At 59.5% G+C, this 13,057-nt stretch carries 12 protein-coding genes and 1 tRNA gene (1 of these 13 only partly in view); 7 read left to right on the forward strand and 6 right to left on the reverse strand.

The genetic code is table 11. The features are described from left to right. Nucleotides 1–15: transfer RNA gene (locus NW856_RS08095), tRNA-Phe, on the forward strand (it extends 59 nt beyond the left edge of the window). Nucleotides 16–327: 312 nt separating this feature from the next. On the opposite strand, the gene NW856_RS08100 is transcribed toward NW856_RS08095, so the two are convergent. Next, nucleotides 328–1,437 carry an RpoD/SigA family RNA polymerase sigma factor gene (locus tag NW856_RS08100; RefSeq protein ID WP_414399776.1) on the reverse strand — a complete coding sequence of 370 codons (1,110 nt, stop codon included), beginning with the start codon at nucleotides 1,435–1,437 and terminating at the stop codon, nucleotides 328–330. Nucleotides 1,438–1,757: 320 nt separating this feature from the next. Between NW856_RS08100 and NW856_RS08105 the strand changes: the two genes are divergently transcribed. Beyond that, nucleotides 1,758–2,015, forward strand: coding sequence for a helix-turn-helix domain-containing protein (locus tag NW856_RS08105; RefSeq protein ID WP_041436246.1), 258 nt, complete (start codon nucleotides 1,758–1,760; stop codon nucleotides 2,013–2,015). Between the two features lie 469 nt (nucleotides 2,016–2,484). Continuing rightward, the gene (locus NW856_RS08110; RefSeq protein ID WP_414399777.1) at nucleotides 2,485–2,712 is read left to right on the forward strand and encodes a hypothetical protein; all 228 of its coding nucleotides are present in this window, start codon (nucleotides 2,485–2,487) and stop codon (nucleotides 2,710–2,712) included. 75 nt (nucleotides 2,713–2,787) lie between these two features. On the opposite strand, the gene NW856_RS08115 is transcribed toward NW856_RS08110, so the two are convergent. The 5 genes from NW856_RS08115 to NW856_RS08135 all read right to left on the reverse strand — a co-directional run bounded on the left by NW856_RS08115 (nucleotide 2,788) and on the right by NW856_RS08135 (nucleotide 8,785). Beyond that, nucleotides 2,788–4,080, reverse strand: a complete 1,293-nt coding sequence (locus tag NW856_RS08115) for a Glu/Leu/Phe/Val family dehydrogenase (RefSeq protein WP_414399778.1) — start codon at nucleotides 4,078–4,080, stop codon at nucleotides 2,788–2,790. Between the two features lie 71 nt (nucleotides 4,081–4,151). Continuing rightward, nucleotides 4,152–4,823, reverse strand: a complete 672-nt coding sequence (locus NW856_RS08120) for a diacylglycerol/polyprenol kinase family protein (RefSeq protein ID WP_414357448.1) — start codon at nucleotides 4,821–4,823, stop codon at nucleotides 4,152–4,154. A 9-nt stretch (nucleotides 4,824–4,832) separates the two neighbouring features. Further along, nucleotides 4,833–5,126 (reverse strand): c-type cytochrome, encoded by a 294-nt coding sequence (locus NW856_RS08125; protein ID WP_369791762.1) that lies wholly within the window; start codon nucleotides 5,124–5,126, stop codon nucleotides 4,833–4,835. 299 nt (nucleotides 5,127–5,425) lie between these two features. Further along, nucleotides 5,426–7,264 carry a glycoside hydrolase family 3 N-terminal domain-containing protein gene (locus tag NW856_RS08130; RefSeq protein WP_414399779.1) on the reverse strand — a complete coding sequence of 613 codons (1,839 nt, stop codon included), beginning with the start codon at nucleotides 7,262–7,264 and terminating at the stop codon, nucleotides 5,426–5,428. A gap of 105 nt (nucleotides 7,265–7,369) precedes the next feature. Next, a complete protein-coding gene (locus NW856_RS08135; RefSeq protein WP_414399780.1) occupies nucleotides 7,370–8,785 on the reverse strand; it encodes a RecQ family ATP-dependent DNA helicase in 1,416 nt (471 codons plus the stop codon). Nucleotides 8,786–9,110: 325 nt separating this feature from the next. Here NW856_RS08135 and hisB point away from each other — a divergent pair, with 325 nt between their 5' ends. From hisB to NW856_RS08155, 4 genes are all read left to right on the forward strand, one after another. Next, nucleotides 9,111–9,731, forward strand: coding sequence for an imidazoleglycerol-phosphate dehydratase HisB (gene hisB, locus NW856_RS08140; protein ID WP_011432314.1), 621 nt, complete (start codon nucleotides 9,111–9,113; stop codon nucleotides 9,729–9,731). A gap of 2 nt (nucleotides 9,732–9,733) precedes the next feature. Continuing rightward, complete coding sequence (locus NW856_RS08145) at nucleotides 9,734–10,099, forward strand: alpha/beta hydrolase (RefSeq protein WP_414399781.1); 366 nt, start codon at nucleotides 9,734–9,736, stop codon at nucleotides 10,097–10,099. A 68-nt stretch (nucleotides 10,100–10,167) separates the two neighbouring features. Beyond that, nucleotides 10,168–12,006 carry an ABC transporter permease gene (locus NW856_RS08150; protein ID WP_414374197.1) on the forward strand — a complete coding sequence of 613 codons (1,839 nt, stop codon included), beginning with the start codon at nucleotides 10,168–10,170 and terminating at the stop codon, nucleotides 12,004–12,006. 46 nt (nucleotides 12,007–12,052) lie between these two features. Beyond that, nucleotides 12,053–12,976, forward strand: coding sequence for an ABC transporter permease (locus NW856_RS08155; RefSeq protein ID WP_414357441.1), 924 nt, complete (start codon nucleotides 12,053–12,055; stop codon nucleotides 12,974–12,976). The last annotated feature ends 81 nt before the right edge of the window (nucleotides 12,977–13,057 follow it).

Raw genomic sequence — 13,057 nt, forward strand, 5'->3', positions numbered from 1 at the left:
GTCTGGTTCCTGGCATCTGCTGTGGATGATGGGGCGGGCTTGGGTCAACGACCTGAGCCTTTTTACTATGCCGGTGATCAAGGGCAGAAATGCACAAAGGCCAAGGCGCTGGCAGTATCGTGCCTTAACACTGGAGAAAGCAGATCGTCCGAGTTAACAGCCAGAGAAGTTGCCCGCTAAAGTCGTCTTGACCAGATCTGGCCGTGGGGATAAGGGATCCCTTGATCGCCATTTCAAGGAGCTATGGTGTTCAACCCAAGAAGATTGAAAAAAAGGTTGTCCCTGGGCAGAAGCTGGCCAGGAAATCGGTCTGTGGGTCTGTAGCCACTAGCGAATGTACTGAGCCAAAGCCCGCGAAGAATATCCCACCCGCAACTTGCGCAGGGCATCCCGCTCGATCTGACGAATCCGTTCCCGCGTTAGGTTGAAGTGATCCCCCACCTCCCGCAGGGTTCTCGCCTGTTGCCCATCTAACCCATAGCGCAACTCCAGCACCTGCCTCTCAATCGGCTTCAGGGTTTGCATGGCAGAACGCACATCCTGCTGCATCGATTGCACGAGGATCCCTTGAAAGGGCTGCTCTTGCCGCTCATCTTGCAGCAAATCTCCAAGGCGGCTTTCTCCTTCCTGGCCGACCGGCACATCCAGCGACAGGGGCAAAGCAGCAGCCTGTTGGATCATGCGCAGTTTCTTGACTTTAATGCCCAGGGCTTCTGCCAGCTCCGCTTCGGTGGGCCGCCTCCCCTGCAACTTCATCAGCTCGCGGTTGGTGCGCTTGAGCAGGCGTACTTTGTCGACCATGTGTACCGGCAGGCGAATCGTCCGCGCTTGGTTGGCAATGCAGCGGGTAATGCCTTGGCGAATCCACCAATGGGCGTAGGTGCTGAAGCGAAACCCCCGTTCGGCATTGAATTTTTCGGTGGCCCGGATCAACCCGATATTGCCCTCTTGGATCAGATCCAAAAACGGCACCCCCCGATTGAGGTATTTTTTGGCAACACTGACCACCAGGCGCAGGTTGGCGTTGACCAGCTTGCGCTGAGCCTGCTCCCCTTGTCGGATGCGGGAGCGAAGAGTGGATACGGAAATCTGCAGGGCCTCGGCCAGAGCCTCATCGCTGGGATCCTCCCCCCGCCGTTGCCGCCATTCCTGCCGGGCTTGGTCGATGAGGAGCTTTTGCTGAATTTTGCGCGACAACTCGATTTCCTCAGCGTGATCGATGCGGGGCACGCGACCGATGGTATTCAGGTAATGATCGACAGCGTCTTCATTCAACCGGGATCCGCCGGCAACCGGCTCTGGATCAACTTCTGCAAGAGCATCTTGGGGGGCAGACTCAGGGTCGAACCAGAGATCGTCGAACTCCTGAGGCGAAGAGACAGAGTGTTCAGGATGAGGACGAGAAAAAACCACAGCCAGGTGAGGAGAGAACTTCATCTCCCAGTCTAAAAAGGTTTCTGCTGCTGCTGCGAGCGAAAATCGATCATGCCCCTCTTTTTTGTCCGGAGATTTTTCCGCTTGGATGCGGGAACAGCAGGGGTCCCGTCCGCCAAGTCTTTGCAGGCAAGGGGTCGCTCGCCAAAAAGCGGTAAGCGATTTTCGATCTAGACCTTGAGGTAAGCTTGTTTGTGAGCCGGTTAGCTCAACGGCTGCCGGGTGGGATCCCAGGAAAAGGGAACCTTGCCAGCTCAGGCTACCATGTGAGGATCCCTCAACTTCCTCAGTCTGGAAAAGAATATTTACGGCTTTCTGCTCCTATGGAGTCTAACGACCGGCACCATCCATCGGCCAACTTGATTGGGGAACGGGTGCGCTGGGTACGGGAGAAGCTGCAACTCACCCAAGATCAACTGGCGGGTCGCTTGGCCAAGTACGGTGTGCAGTTGGACTACGTCAAAATTGGCCAGGTGGAAAAGGGAAAACGGCGCGTCATTGACAAAGAACTGGTGGCCTTTGCCAAGGCGTTGGGGGTATCGGTCACTTGGCTGCTGAGCGGAGATGAATCCCACCTGTAGCGGCCTGCGGGAAAGTACATCCGATACAGGGATCCCGAACAAAAGGACGTGAAGATACTTAAATACCTTGTACTCTCGGACGTGATCTCAGTCATTTTCCGTGTAAACACGGTAGGCTGGACTCATGAATAGATTGGCTTGAGGCCAAACCCCAGCTTTTCCTTGACCATCCGCGGGGGTGGGAAAAGCAGAGAGATACAGCGCCGCGCCGGAAGTACGGGTTTTTCCAACAAGGATCGGGATCACAGGCTTCTTCACCTAAACTTGATATTGTTGACTTGGCGTTAAGCTGCCGCCGTCTATCTGGCCGTCTATCTGTTTGTGTAAGGTTTGCCGATGCTCTCTTTCTTCTTCAATTCCAGCAAGGCCAACAACCGACAAACCGGAGGCCACCGTGTGCCTGCTGCGAGCAAAACCACAGGCACGCAACGGATCCCTAACTAGCAACCGCCTTTCTGCCCCCCATGAGGTGCTCAAGCAGGAGAAGCAGAGGAAGCGGGAGCAAGAGTTTACCGAAATGGAGCAAAACATCAATCGCATTCCCTACTTCTACCAAAAAGCAGACATGCCCCTGGAGATGCGGCAAATTCTGACCTACCGTAAGCTGATGGAGCTGGACTACTTTACCCCACAGGCGGCAAAAGAGCTGCTCAAGCAATGGCAGCAGCAGGAAGAGCAAGAACGCCGTCGGGCTTGAGAAAAGGACTACCTCCAGCAGAGTTTGGGCAGCCGAACCCTGGCAAGTGGGCTTGTTGAGCCAAGAGTTCCCGGTCTACGGGTAAAGGCCGCGATCCTGTAGGGCTTGCGCCACTCGGCCTACCCCCAGGGTGTAGGCAGCCAGTCGCAGCGACACTTGCCGCCGTTCAGCCTCTTGCACCACCCGTTCAAAGGCACGTACCATCAGACCTTCCATCTCTTGATTGACCCGCTCCTCATCCCAGAAGATGTAAGAGAGTCCCTGCACCCACTCCAGATAGCTCACCACTACCCCACCGGCATTGGTCAGAATATCCGGCAATACCTGGATCCCTCGCGATTCCAAAATCCGGTCGGCGGCGAGAGTGGTTGGCCCGTTGGCAGCTTCTGCCACGATCCGGGCTTGAATTTGGTGGGCATTGGCTTCGGTAATTTGGTTCTCTAGAGCAGCAGGGATCAACACGTCCGCTTTTTGCACCAGTAGGTCGGCGTTGCTGATGGGCTCAGCCTGTGGAAAGCCCGCCATGCGGCCTCCCTGTTCCTTCATGTAAGCTTTGAGGGCGGGGATATCCAGTCCATTAGGATTGTAAAGGCCCCCAGAACTGCCGGAAACCGCCACAATCTTAGCTCCCGCCTCATGCAGCAAGCTGGCCGCTGCTCCACCCACATTGCCAAAACCTTGGATTAACACCGTTGCCCCTGCCAGGGATCCACCGCGTCGGGCCAAGGCTTCCCGTACCGTGATCATCACCCCCCGTCCGGTGGCCAGTTCTCGCCCCCGAGATCCCCCAATCGAGAGAGGTTTGCCCGTCACTACTCCCGGCACCGCATGCCCGACATTCATAGAATAGGTATCCATCATCCAGGCCATCTCACGGGCAGAAGTTCCCATGTCTGGAGCGGGGATATCCTCTGCAGGGCCGATATCCTTGATCAGCTCGCTGGTGTAACGGCGGGTAATGCGCTCCAGCTCCGAGACCGAATAACGCCTCGGATCGATAGGGATCCCCCCTTTGGCCCCACCGTAGGGAATGCCCATAAGGGCACATTTCCAGGTCATGAGCATCGCTAAGGCCGAGACCTCTTCAAGGGTGACCGCGGGATGGTAGCGGATCCCCCCTTTGTAGGGGCCGAGAACGTTGCAATGCTGCACCCGATGGCCCGCCAGCACTTGGATTTGTCCGTTATCCAGCCGCACGGGGATCGCCACCGTCACCACTTTACGGGGGGTGCTGAGGATCGCCACCCAGCCGGGATCCAGCTTCAGCTCGCCAGCTGCCCAATCCAGGTAGCTACAAGCCTGGGCAAAGGGACAGATGTGGGCGGGAGAGGGAGGGGCAGAAGAGGCCAGCGCAGGACTTGCAGCCATGGCGAAGAGAAGCAAGGGCTGTTTCCACACTATACCGCCGGGAACCGGAGAGGAACGTTTTGTAGCAAGCGTTACAAATAATTGAGGATCTGGATCAAGACGAAACAGAGGCCGGCACTGGCCAGGGGCACGGTCAGGTTATCCAACCCCCACCAAGAGAACACCTCCAGCCCCATAGCCATCCCTCCCACCAAAAGGCTCACTCCGAGCAAAGGGAGAGAGAAGCCAAAGTACCCCAGCAGCAGAGCCGCGATCACCAAGCTGCTCACTGCCCACATGGTCAGGGATCCCTCCCAGCTTTTTTGAAGGGATCCCAGTTGGTAGGGGTGTTTGCCCCAAGTTTTGCCCACCAAGCCCGCCAGGGCGTCGGCCCACGTCATCACCAATATGCCGATCACCGCGAAAACCTGTCGCTGTGGCCGCCAAAACCAAAACAGCAACAGACCAATGCTGATGGCGTAGAAACAGGTGCCAAAGCTGCGGCGACCGACCCCATTTAAGCTGGGCAAGATGGCCACTCGGTAGGAGAGCAGCGCCAAGCCGGCGAACACCAGAGAGAATCCCACCCCCAGCCAGCGGGGCACTTGCAAGGCCCAAGCCAACAAAATGATATTGCCCACGCCGATGTGGATGACCTTACGCACCCATTCCCCGTCCACCTGGCGGGAGCGCAACCATTCCGCAAAAGCGAATACGGAGGCCAGCCAGAGAGCATAGCAAGCAAGCTGCTGAGGCAGGCCCATGAAACGGCCTCAGAGGGTTTTCAAGTAGCTGAGCAAATCCGCCATCTCCTGGGGATCCGGCTGGAACTGGGGCATGGGAGGCGTTTTGCCACCGGTCACTTGCTGAATGATAAACCGATCCGAGCGGCGGCTGCTCACCCCCCGCAGACTGGGCCCCACTCGCCCATCCGCTTCTTCTCCGTGGCAGGCGGCACAGTTGAGGGCAAACAAGGATGCACCATGGCTAACCTGCCCCTGTAAGCTGAGGACGGCTTCCGTGTAGGGATCCAGACGAGCCTCAGCACTTAGCCAAGCCCAGGTCAATATCGCCAGCCCTAGGCCGAGGAGGGCAAGACCCAGCCGAGTTTTCTGAGCCCAGACACTTGTAAAGAATCGCTGCAAGGATTTGAGGAAGGGTTGTAAACGCTGTTGGGATGAAGGCTGAAGTCGCTTTTGCTCAAAGCCGACGCAACTGCCAGTTGATGACTGGCTGCTGCGGGATTGAGTGGTCTCTGAGAGGGAGGGAGACACAGACAACGCTGAGAGAAACCGTTTCAATCTTTTACATTTCAACCAACACGATAACCCAGGAGCCCTTTCCTGCCAATAATCTGTAAAGGTATTTACTTTTTCTTAATGGTTGGCTGGGCCACGTGAGACTTTGATCCCTCTGAGGGGGAACGGTTGGGAAAGAGCCGCCCCATCACCTCCGCTTGGGCCCAGGGATCCCGGTTGAGGCTGTGGATGGCATTGGCCCATGGAAAGTGCGCCTGCAGGCGGCGGTAGAGAGATAAATTACCATAAATGACGACCGCTGCCACCCGCTCCCGATGCTGTTGCAGCCAATCCAGCACATAGTTGGGCAAGGGATTCCCAAGGAAACCTTGGAAAATCAACCCTGGGGCGTTGTCTAGAGCGGCTTCCAACCAAGGCAGGGGGGTAAGAGCATCGCTGAGCACAGGAAGCATGCCTAAGGCAGCCGGAACATGCAGGGCGGGAGATTGCAACTGCACATCGGCAGCACCCAAGGGGGGATCCTGCCAGATCCAGTTCAACCATCCGGGCTCTGCGGGCGGGCCGAGGGGCCGGCCTCCTTCCACGCCACCACGGGCCATAGCCGCTTGACAGGGAGCAATATCCTTCTCGGCCAAGAGGGATCCCAGCTGTGCGGCTCTGTGCAGAGCAGAGGTCAGGTGGGAGCGCCTGTTGAACAACTTTCCCAACGCCGTTCGCGTCCGCGGAACGGAGTCCTTGTCCTTGGAGATGGGATCCCCCAACAGCAAAGGCTTCAGTTGCTCGGCTGGAGAGCCACGGTTGAGGGCTGGATCTGTGGGATCCTTGGCCCCCATCCATCCGCCAAGGGCGCTGAAGTCGGTTTCTGCCAGGGCCGGCCACACCTGTTGGAGGAGAGCTGAGGCGGCGGGTAGGAGTCGCTGTTTGGCCCGCAGCACCCGCGTCACCGACTGGGCAAGCTGGTCTGTGCTGAGGGATCCCTGTTGCACCGCTTCCAAAACGGCTGCCAAGGATGCCATCGGATCGGGGGGGGCCAAAATTAGGTCGGCACCGGCCTGGAAAGCCCGCACGGCCAATGAGTTGGGCCCGTTAGCATTGGCCAGCTCTGCCAAGCAGCCTTGATCGAGGCTGTCCACAACAATAAGCCCGCCAAACCCCCATTCCTGGCGCAGCAGTTGGGTTAGCCGCCCCGGCAGCAGGGTGACAGGCCAGCGCTCATCCCACTCCGGCAGCACCACGTGGGAAACCAAGATCGCCCCCACCTGCTCCACCAAACCTCGAAAAGGCAGCCAAGGTCCCTCTTGGAGCTGGGCTAGGGTCAGGGTTAATCGGGGGCACCAGGGGGTGTCTGTTGTCTTTGGGGATGGCTTCAGTCCGGCCTGAACCGGATCCCTCCAGCCTTTGCCCGGAAAAGAGCTGGCCGTGGTCAGGATCCCTTCTGGAACCGCTTGCTCACATCCGCGCACAAAAGCTCGCGCCAGTTGCAAAGCAGACAGGGGATCCTCCGCCAGCGCCCCTTCCCCCAGCGGCTCTGCCACCGGGCTGAGCAACCAATTGATGCCGATGGCCGCCGCCTCCCGCGCCGTAATCCGACCCCACTGTTCCGCCCAGCGTTCTGCCTCTGATCCCAGACGGCTCAACCCCAGGGGATGGGGAAAAGAGGTAGCCCCCTGCAGGGCCAGCCCCCGCCCGACCTCGGCTGCCACCAAAAGGGGCAGAGCCGCCCAAGACTGGGCCTCCTCGATCAGCAGCAGGGCCTCGGCCACGTGGCCATCCGTGAGCCAGATGCCCCCGATCCCCACCTCCTGGATAAGCCGTTTGAGGATCTCTCGGGGAGGAGACTGGGATCCCAGACGGGCCGAGACCGGCACCACCAACAGTTGGGCTACCTGCCGGGCTAGGGATAAGGGTCGATCCAGTTCCTCGAGCGGAGATCCGGAAACACTCATAGGCACAGCCGAAAGTTCGTCAGCAAGGGGAACTGCTCCCTTTGCAGAAACGCAGATCATGATAGCCACTCCTGCCGGTTGCGGCTCGCAGCGGGCTGTTGAGGGCTAACGAGAAAGCCGACAACGGTCACAGGTGCCACAGGGCAGGCCGGGCTGCTCCCCAGGGTAGCCAAAATAGGGCAAGATCGCCTGCCACCGACAGCCGCGGGCGTGGATGAGGGCTTCCATCCCTTGCCAGGGATCCTCTCGTCTTAAAGGCTGCCAACGGCGGTGCAACACCTGAAAGTGAAAGGGATCCGGCCAGTGCAGGCAGCCCATCTCCTGCAATAGACCCAGGGCCACCCGTACCTCTCCAGGCGGCAGGTCGGCGTAGGATCCCTGCTGGGGTAGGGTTTGGAGCAGGTGGCGTGCTCGGGCCTGAAGGCGCTCCTGCTGGGAATAGAAATAGGCCTGGCGCCGGCGATCGCTGGGATCCAGCAGGCCCGTCGGCTCCGAGAGCAGCATCAGGGCCCGGCAAGGGCCACCATCCCGACCGCCTCGTCCCACCTCTTGCAAATAATCCATCAAGGTGGGCGGGGGATGAAAGTGCAGTACCCAACGCACGTCCGGCTTGTTGATGCCCATGCCAAGGGCGTTGGTGCAGACCAGAAAGCGCAGTTCCCCCTGCAGCCAGGCCCGTTCCAGCCGACGGCGGGATCCCGCTTCCAGCCCCCCGTGATAGGTGGCGGTTTTTAGGTTCTGTCGGCCCAGCCACTCGGCCAGCTCTTCCCCATCCCGCCGGGTGCGCACATACACCAGACCCGAGCCGGGATTTTCCCCCAGGAATCGCAGCAGACGGCGACGACGATGCGCCGGGCTCCAGGCTATCGCCACATTGAGGGAGATATTGGCCCGCAGGGGATCGGCGCGAATGTGCTCCGGATCCCGCAGCTCTAGGATTTGGCTGAGGCGGCTGCAGGTTTGGGGGTCAGCCGTGGCGGTAAAAGCGGCAATGGGAAAGGAGGGCTTCACCGGGGTCAGAGCCGGGCGCAGCAATCCCAGACGGCGGTAGTCGGGCCGGAAGGATCCCCCCCAATGCACCAACGTGTGGGCCTCATCCACGATCAGGCCGTTGATTTGCACCTGAGGCTGTTGCAGCCGTTGCCAAACGGGGGGGCTGAATAGAGTCTCCGGCCCCAAATAGAGCAGGCGCAGTCGGTTTTCCTCAAGGGCCTTCAACACCCGCTTGCGCAGGGCCGGATCCAGTTCGCTGTGGAGACAGGCCGCCGGCAGCTTGCGTTTCCAAAGATCCTGAACTTGGTCTTCCATCAGGGCGATCAGGGGTGAAACCACCAGCATCACCCCCCTTTGCAGCAGAGCTGCTAGCTGAAAGCACAGGGATTTGCCAAACCCCGTCGGCAACACCACCAGCGCGTCGCGCTTGTCCAGCAGAGCCTGGATCACCTGATCCTGCGGTGGGCGCAGCGTCTCGTAACCCCAGTGTTGCTTGAGGGCCTGTTGGATTTGCTGCCAATCCTGCAAACGGCAACCCCCTTTTCAACAATTTCCTTCAGCAATCTACAGCGATTTCGGGAGAAGCTGTCTTATAGGCTATTTCAAATCCCACTGAACCTGCTAGCTCCCCTCTCCCAAGGGGTGAGGGCGCAGAGGATCGGCCCCACCGGCTTGCCTGTAGGGGATCCCTGTCACACCTATCCCCGTGTCCAGGGGGCTGGGATCAGGATCCCCGGCAGAGAAGGGATTCTCACCTGCTGCATGGGTGAAGCTGCATGGGTGAAGGTGTCGATGGCGGCGGGCTTGTGCGATCCTAGAGCTGGGACTTCCCGCCTGCTTCGATACTTTTCCCATGACTGCCCTCGACTCCTCGCGCCTGCTCCAGCCCAGAACGGCCTCTGTTCACCGTCGCACTGGAGAAACGGATGTCCAAATTCATCTGAACCTGGATGGCAGCGGGCGCCATGAGATCGATACTGGGATCCCCTTTTTGGATCACATGCTGGCCCAGCTCAGCACCCACGGGTTGATCGATTTGCAGATCAAGGCCATAGGGGATCTGCACATCGACGATCACCACACCAACGAAGATGTGGGCATCACGCTGGGACAGGCTCTGGCGCAGGCTTTGCAGGATCGGCGGGGCATTCATCGCTTCGGCCATTTTTGGGCGCCTTTGGATGAAGCCCTGGTGCAGGTGGTGCTGGATTTTTCGGGTCGCCCTCACCTCAGCTATGGCCTGGAGCTGCCCACAGAGCGCATTGGCCGCTACGAAACCCAGTTGGTGCGGGAGTTTTATCAGGCGGTGGTCAACCACGCCCAGCTTACCTTGCACATTCGCCAAGCTGCCGGTCTCAACGCCCACCACATTGTCGAGGCCAGTTTTAAGGCGTTTGCCCGTGCCCTGCGCATGGCTGTAGAACGGGATCCCCGCCGACAAGAAGGGATCCCCAGTTCGAAGGGAGTACTCTAGGCATGAACTGGCCACGGAGACTGTTGGCCTTGGCTCTGGGATTGGGGACAGTTTTCTTCGGTCTGGGCCAGATGGGGGGTGCAGAGCGCTTGGGGGTGTTTCTGCCGCCTTTGATTGAGTTCTCTTTGCCCGTGGAGGATCTGGCCCGGTTTGCCCACAATGGCGCGGTAAGCCGGCAGTTGGATTTTTATCTGCGGCGGCTTACGCCAGAGCAGCAGGCAGCTTTGGCAGATTTGCTCACACGCGATTTTGATCCCAGCACCTCTGCGCACTACTTTGATTCGAGACCTGAGGCCAGAACGGATCCAACTGGCCTCGTTCGCGACGGCGGTGCGGAGCACTTTCCCGTGAGAAGTGTCTTGAGCTGAGGAGCTGAGAAGAGGGCTGGCTGCTATCTTTTCGGATTATTCCCTTTGGTTTTGCTGAATCTCTGCCCATGCTGCTGTTGCTGACCAATCTGAGCGCCGTTTTGCTGTTTTTGCTCTGCCCCTGGTGGGTGCTGAGGCGGGAGTTCGGCGGCACAGGGGTGCTGGCAGGAACCTTTGGCCTCATCGACCCGCAGCAGTTGGGGATCCCGGATACTTTGGCGGTGGGTTGGATCCCAGGGTTGAGCTGGGCCTGGGTGCTGTTGGCGCTGTTGTCGTGTCTGGCCCTGGGGATCAAAGAGCGGCAAGTGCGGGCCCGCTGGCTGTACAGCTTGGGGGTGGGCGGTCTAGTTCTGTTTGGGCTGGGCTTGCTCTGGTTTTATGGGGCAGTGGGGGCGGTGAACAGGGCGGCCCTGGCGGAAGGGATCCCGCCAACTCGGTTGCCGTTGCGGCGGTTCAGCCCTTCTTTGGCCAGCTATGCCAGCTTTGCCTATGCCCTGCTGCTGTTGCTGCTGGGGCGGCTGCAGTTGCCGGGGGGAAAAGCCTTTTTGGTGCGGCGGCGGCAGATCATCGTCCCCCTGACTGCCTTGGGGGCGGCGGTGGCAGCAGGGGCGGTGGTGGTGGGGTTGCTGCGGCCCGGCCTGGGCTCCTCGCCCGATTCGCCTTTTTTTGTAAAGCTAAGCACCAAACTGGACTTGATCACCTACACCTTTCAGGTGCTGTTTAGCCCCATCACTCATCTGCCCGGGTTGTTCCAGAGTTTGCTGCTGGCCACTCCTCTGATTTTTACGGGGTTGGCGGTGGCCTTTGGCTTTCACGCGGGCTTGTTCAACATCGGCGCGCCGGGACAACTGACGATGGGAGCCATTGCCACCATGCTGGTGGGGGTATACCTGCCGGGGCCAGGTTGGCTGACTTTGCCCCTCTCGGTTTTGGCGGCGGCTGCCGGTGGAGCCCTTTGGGGTGGGATCCCCGGTTGGCTCAAGGCCCGCTTCGGCACCCACGAGGTCATCAACACGATCATGATGAACTACATTGCCGCCTCAATCTTCTTGTTTTTAATTTCGGCCAACCAGTACCGTTTTTTCGGCTATCCGGTCACTTTGCCCTTCAAGGCCCCCGGCCCAGAAGCCCGTAGCTACGAAATTCGCCCCGAATCGCGGCTGCCCTCGCTGCTGGAGTTGCTGGGGCTACAGGGATCCGGCCCCGGGACGCTGTCTTGGGCTTGGCCCTTGGCCCTGTTGGCCGGGGTGGGGTTTTACCTGCTCTGCAGAGGCTGGCCCCTGCAAAGACGATGCATCGGATCCCTGGCGGCAGGGCTGGGGGGATATCTGCTGGGGGGCATCTTGCCCGGTTGGCCGGTGGAGGTGCCCACAGGGTTGGCCGCCATCCGCTTGAACGGGGCCTTTTTGATTGCGCTGCTGGCGGTGGCAGTGGTGAATGTCTATCTGTGGGGAACCTTGGAGGGCTATGAGCTGCGGGCCATGGGCTTTTCTCCCAGAGCGGCAGAATATGCCGGGGTGGACTTGGGCCAAAAGCAAATCTGGGCCATGGCCATCTCCGGCGCCTTGGCGGGGCTGGCTGCAACCCACTATGTTCTGGGGGCCGGCCTCGAAGAATACCGCCTCAAGCAATCCTTGCCTGCCCAGGTCGGTTTTGATGGCATTGCGGTGGCCCTGATGGGGCAAAACTCTCCTCTGGGCATCGTCCTCACAGCACTGCTGTTTGGGGTACTCTTGACGGGGGGGCTGCGGCTCAATCTGGAATTGGGGATCAGCCGAGAATTGGTGACCGCTCTACAAGCTTTGATCGTCTTGTTCATTGCAGCAGGTGGCCTGTTGCCCGGCTATTTCACGGATCCCTTGCAGGCAGCCCAGGTAGAAATGGACTGCGATGAACGCTCAACTTGAGTACCCCTGAGCGGAGATCTCGCTTGCGCTGGCGTTGCAGAGCACTATGGCAACTCTGTTTTGGGCTTTGATCCCGGCTACCCTGCGCTCCACCACCCCTCTGTTGCTCACGGCCTTGGGGGGCATGTACTCGGAACGCAGTGGCGTGGTCAATATTGCCCTGGAAGGGATCATCTTGTTTGGGGCTTTGGCGGCGGCAGTGACCACCCAACGCCTGGAGGCTCCCCTTCTGGCGCAAACTCCAGCAGCCCAGGTGGGTTGGATCCCTTGGGTGGGTCTGTTGGCCGGGGCCTTGGGGGGAGTGGCCATTGCCTTTGTGCATGCGCTGATGTGCATCCGCTACAGAGCCGATCAAATTGTCAGCGGCACCGCCATCAACCTGTTGGCCATGAGCGTGCCTTCGCTGGTGCTGCAATCCTTCTACGGCAACACCACCAACTCTCAGGAAATTGTCAATCGGCTGCCGTTATGGCATGGGTTTAGCCCCTTGGTGTACCTGGCCTTTCTGTTGGTGCCGATCTCCTGGTGGTTGCTGTTCAAAACGCCCTGGGGCTTGCGGCTGCGAGCGGTGGGAGAGCATCCTCAGGCTGCTGCCACCATGGGGGTGGATGTCCTGGGTATGCGCTACGCGGCGGTGCTGCTCTCCGGCTTGTTGGGGGGCCTGGCGGGGGCTTATCTTTCCATCGGCTTTTTGAACCAGTTTGTCCGCAACATGTCAGCAGGAAAGGGCTTTATCGCCTTGGCAGCGATGATCTTCGGCAAGTGGCATCCCTTCGGGATCTTGGGCGCAACGCTGTTGTTTGGAGCCACCGACGCCCTGGCCATCCAACTGCAGGGAGGAGATGTGATGCCGCCCGTGTTGATCCAGGCTTTGCCCTTTGTGTTGACGATGGGGGTTCTATCGGGAGTGCTGAGCCGCACCCGCCAAACCCGCCCGCCGGCTGCCCTGGGCAAAATCTACAGCAACTGAAAGAGAGCCGAGAGACAACCCTTTCTAGCGCACAGTCATGATGGTCATCTCGATTCAAACTAGGACACTGCACCCACACCT

Origin of the sequence: Synechococcus sp. R3-13, assembly GCF_047462195.1 — a bacterium.
In the GTDB taxonomy this organism is placed as follows: domain Bacteria; phylum Cyanobacteriota; class Cyanobacteriia; order Thermostichales; family Thermostichaceae; genus Thermostichus.

What these genes read in the sequence shown, in the direction of transcription:
- NW856_RS08115 (WP_414399778.1), bottom strand. Translation starts at nt 4,080, where the DNA reads ATGGCTGCAAGTCCTGCGCTGGCCTCTTCTGCCCCTCCCTCTCCCGCC.
- hisB (WP_011432314.1), top strand. Translation starts at nt 9,111, where the DNA reads ATGACTGCCCTCGACTCCTCGCGCCTGCTCCAGCCCAGAACGGCCTCT.
- NW856_RS08100 (WP_414399776.1), bottom strand. Translation starts at nt 1,437, where the DNA reads ATGAAGTTCTCTCCTCACCTGGCTGTGGTTTTTTCTCGTCCTCATCCT.
- NW856_RS08145 (WP_414399781.1), top strand. Translation starts at nt 9,734, where the DNA reads ATGAACTGGCCACGGAGACTGTTGGCCTTGGCTCTGGGATTGGGGACA.
- NW856_RS08120 (WP_414357448.1), bottom strand. Translation starts at nt 4,823, where the DNA reads ATGGGCCTGCCTCAGCAGCTTGCTTGCTATGCTCTCTGGCTGGCCTCC.
- NW856_RS08105 (WP_041436246.1), top strand. Translation starts at nt 1,758, where the DNA reads ATGGAGTCTAACGACCGGCACCATCCATCGGCCAACTTGATTGGGGAA.
- NW856_RS08155 (WP_414357441.1), top strand. Translation starts at nt 12,053, where the DNA reads ATGGCAACTCTGTTTTGGGCTTTGATCCCGGCTACCCTGCGCTCCACC.
- NW856_RS08150 (WP_414374197.1), top strand. Translation starts at nt 10,168, where the DNA reads ATGCTGCTGTTGCTGACCAATCTGAGCGCCGTTTTGCTGTTTTTGCTC.
- NW856_RS08130 (WP_414399779.1), bottom strand. Translation starts at nt 7,264, where the DNA reads ATGAGTGTTTCCGGATCTCCGCTCGAGGAACTGGATCGACCCTTATCC.